We start from the raw sequence: 3,069 nt of genomic DNA, 5'->3' as shown, positions 1-3,069 counted from the left end.
TTTTTTCTTTATACAGACTTTTATAAAAAATGTCATCCTCACTTTTTTCCATTTATATCATCTCCTTTTCAATATTAAAATATCATCAATGAATATTTTTCGAAATATTATTTTTTTTATATATAATTAAAGTGACTTTATAACACAAGATAGATACTCATGAACAAAGTTTACATTTATATGAAGAAACTGGATTAATTAAAATAAAATTAAGTGAGATAATTGAAATAAAATAGGAAAAATGTAATAAAATTATAGTTATATGCCAACTGGCGCGTTATAATATATTATAGGAGGTGAAGGAATGAGGATAAAAATAAAAGCACCCAAAAGCTTTAAATTCTCGATAAAAGTCAATTTGGTCGTTGTACAATTCGAGATAGCTTTTGAGTACTAAACAGATGAGGGGTTCGCCTCTCTTGAATATAAATATAACATAATCCTCATTCTAAATAAATGAAACTAACTATTGATATTAGAAAAACAACAAAGAGAGAAAAAATTGAAGGTGCATTTGCTTGGTCGTTATTCTTAATTACAATTATCGTATTAATGAAGTGGGTGTTTTAAATGAAAGACGAAATACAAAAATTATTAGATTCTGATATTTCATCATACAAAATCGGCAAAGAAACTGGCGTGAGTAATTCCATAATACAAAGACTAAGAAACGGCGAAAGAACAATTGGAAATTTAACAGTAGATACTGCAGAAAAACTATACGAATACGCAAAAGCCCACCTAAATTAATGGATGGGCTGTTTTTTATTACATTTATTAAGGAAGATAGGACACTTAAGAAATTAATTTATACATATAGGCAATAAAAGACAAAAAAATAAAAGGTTATGTACAATGTGATTGTAAGAAACTAAAAAGTAGGCAGGGGGTATAGGTTTGGAAAACAAATTTTTGAAATTTAGCACTGTATTTTTAGCGAGTACGATATTATTACAACCTTTAACAATGAGTTCAGCACAAGTGAAAGCAGCTACTACAGAGAAAAATAATGACCAACAAGAAAAAGAAGAGTATATTAAGTATAAAGAAGCTTGGATTAAAGCAATTAATGAAATGCCAGATAGTGATTTTAAAGACCCATCAGTGAAACAAGAATTAAAGAATAACATAGCAGCTTCAGAAGAACGTGGTAAAGTTACTTTAGCTGCAAAAGCAGCAGCAAAGAGTATAAAAGCAGTCATGAAAAAAGTTGGTAAAAAAGGGTGGAATAAATTAGTTAAAAAAGTAGAAAATACAACCGGAACAGAGTTGGTTGCTTTACATTATGAATCAATCACAAAGTTACTCAACCTTTTAGCAAATTCACAAGAGAAAGCCACTACAGTAATAAGCAAGTATCTTAGACAAAACGCCGGATTAAATAAAGCTACTGCAGATGCGGTTGCCGCAACTTTTGTAACTATCGTATTATAATGGAGGTAAATTTATGCCTAAATCACAACAAATACTACTTGCACTAGCAATAGTATTGTTTGTACTAAATATAATAGTTCCAGTTATTGGTGTTGTTGCTGGAATAGATTATTTAAATTTTAGTTCACTGATTGTAAAAATCATGCAATTTTCTTTTATAGTAATATTTGTTATTTTCACCTATAGACAGATAAGACGAAAAGGATGGAAATAATAAAATGTATAAAAACTCACTTATTAATTTAGGTGAGTTTTCTTTGAAATTGAAATAGTTGAAATAAATAAGCCCACCTAAATGAATAGGTGGTTATTTTATTTATATAATCATGGGAAATTTTACAATTGCGGGCATCTCTATGCCTTCTAAATTTATAAGATTAAGTACAACCGATAATTCCGCTGTTTTTTGGTTTTGTTATAAAAATGCACAATTTATAATTAAAAAATAACAGTTTAGAACTAATATAAAACACTTAGGGAATAAGTAGGGCAAAGTATTATAGAATGTGATAATGTTGTTGACGGAATAATTAGAGAAAGAAATTTAATTATGAAGAAACTTAAGATTTTAGGAACGGTTTGTACAGCAAGTTTAGCTCTATCACTTACATTATCTCCTGCAGTAGATGCCGCTCAAGTTGATAATGAAGTAGGTACTGAAAATACAGTATCTAATCAAGCAAGCAAATACATAACTGCAGATGCAGAGAATAAAATGTATCATTTTGATGAAGAAACATTTAAAACTGATACTAATGCTTCGCCTAAAGAGGTAGAAAAGATAAAAAATAACGTTAATCAAATTAATCAAAATGTTCAAGGTGCAAAGCATGTTACAGTTGAAAATGGAGAATTGGTGACGTATATATCTGATGATGAAATTAATCAAGAATTAGAAAAACAAGGTTTAAAAGAAACTAAATCTTCATCTAATAAAATAGTTACAGAAGCAGCTAAAAAAGGCGGAGTAACTAAAGTTACATATGGTAAAAAAGGAAAAGTTAATTTGTATATGTCTCACAAATTAACTACGACTATCGCGAACGGTGGTATTTCGTCAGGCATTGTACTTTTAAGTGGTTTAGGTGGAATAGGCGGTGCTGCATTAGGGACCTTTGTATCAACAATTATAACATCATATTCTGGGAAAGCTGTACCTAAAAATGGCATTATAGTACATGGTAAAGTTGATGGATCTATCACATCAATTACTAAACAATAAAAAGAGGAGTAAGTAAATGAATAAAGGTTTTGTATTATTAATTGGCGCTATTTTAACTGCTATTTTTTGCAGTTTAATAACTTACTTTACAGATAATGAAACAATGACGCCGATATATATAGGAGGTACTGTGTTTATTATATTAGTATTGATAAATATTATTAATACTAAAATTGATAAACGAAAAAATAAGGATAAATAATTTAATATTTTCCCTCTAAAGTAGAAACTTAAAATTGAGAAGGATAATAAGCGTAAATAAAAACAGCCCACCTAAGTGAATAGGTGGGTTGTTTTATTATAAGAGCGAGAAATATTTTAAATCTTTAACGTTCCCGTAACGTTCATGAGTTTCTTTAAATACTGAATTTATAAGTTTTATAAAATCCCTCACTCTCCGCTAATTACATATT

6 protein-coding genes are annotated in these 3,069 nt (G+C 28.8%); all 6 read left to right on the top strand.

The features are described from left to right. Positions 1-456: 456 nt before the first annotated feature. Positions 457-570 carry a hypothetical protein gene (locus tag BK821_RS13730; protein ID WP_371261106.1) on the top strand — a complete coding sequence of 38 codons (114 nt, stop codon included), beginning with the start codon at positions 457-459 and terminating at the stop codon, positions 568-570. Next, on the top strand, positions 571-750 hold the full coding sequence (locus BK821_RS13060; protein WP_071331842.1) for a hypothetical protein: 180 nt from the start codon (positions 571-573) through the stop codon (positions 748-750). A gap of 147 nt (positions 751-897) precedes the next feature. After that, on the top strand, positions 898-1,434 hold the full coding sequence (locus BK821_RS13055; protein ID WP_071331841.1) for a hypothetical protein: 537 nt from the start codon (positions 898-900) through the stop codon (positions 1,432-1,434). 13 nt (positions 1,435-1,447) lie between these two features. Continuing rightward, positions 1,448-1,648: a hypothetical protein gene (locus BK821_RS13050; protein ID WP_071331840.1), complete on the top strand. Its 201-nt coding sequence runs from the start codon at positions 1,448-1,450 to the stop codon at positions 1,646-1,648. Positions 1,649-1,984: 336 nt separating this feature from the next. Then, positions 1,985-2,656, top strand: a complete 672-nt coding sequence (locus BK821_RS13045) for a hypothetical protein (RefSeq protein WP_071331839.1) — start codon at positions 1,985-1,987, stop codon at positions 2,654-2,656. A 16-nt stretch (positions 2,657-2,672) separates the two neighbouring features. Further along, on the top strand, positions 2,673-2,858 hold the full coding sequence (locus tag BK821_RS13040) for a hypothetical protein (RefSeq protein WP_071331838.1): 186 nt from the start codon (positions 2,673-2,675) through the stop codon (positions 2,856-2,858). Positions 2,859-3,069: the final 211 nt, after the last annotated feature.

It is taken from the genome of Staphylococcus sp. LCT-H4 (assembly GCF_001866145.1).
In the GTDB taxonomy this organism is placed as follows: Bacteria; Bacillota; Bacilli; order Staphylococcales; family Staphylococcaceae; genus Staphylococcus; species Staphylococcus succinus.
Note: the sequence above shows the minus strand (reverse complement) of the source record. Positions and strands in the feature narration are given on the sequence as shown.

What these genes read in the sequence shown, in the direction of transcription:
- BK821_RS13050 (WP_071331840.1), top strand. Translation starts at nt 1,448, where the DNA reads ATGCCTAAATCACAACAAATACTACTTGCACTAGCAATAGTATTGTTT.
- BK821_RS13040 (WP_071331838.1), top strand. Translation starts at nt 2,673, where the DNA reads ATGAATAAAGGTTTTGTATTATTAATTGGCGCTATTTTAACTGCTATT.
- BK821_RS13730 (WP_371261106.1), top strand. Translation starts at nt 457, where the DNA reads ATGAAACTAACTATTGATATTAGAAAAACAACAAAGAGAGAAAAAATT.
- BK821_RS13060 (WP_071331842.1), top strand. Translation starts at nt 571, where the DNA reads ATGAAAGACGAAATACAAAAATTATTAGATTCTGATATTTCATCATAC.
- BK821_RS13045 (WP_071331839.1), top strand. Translation starts at nt 1,985, where the DNA reads ATGAAGAAACTTAAGATTTTAGGAACGGTTTGTACAGCAAGTTTAGCT.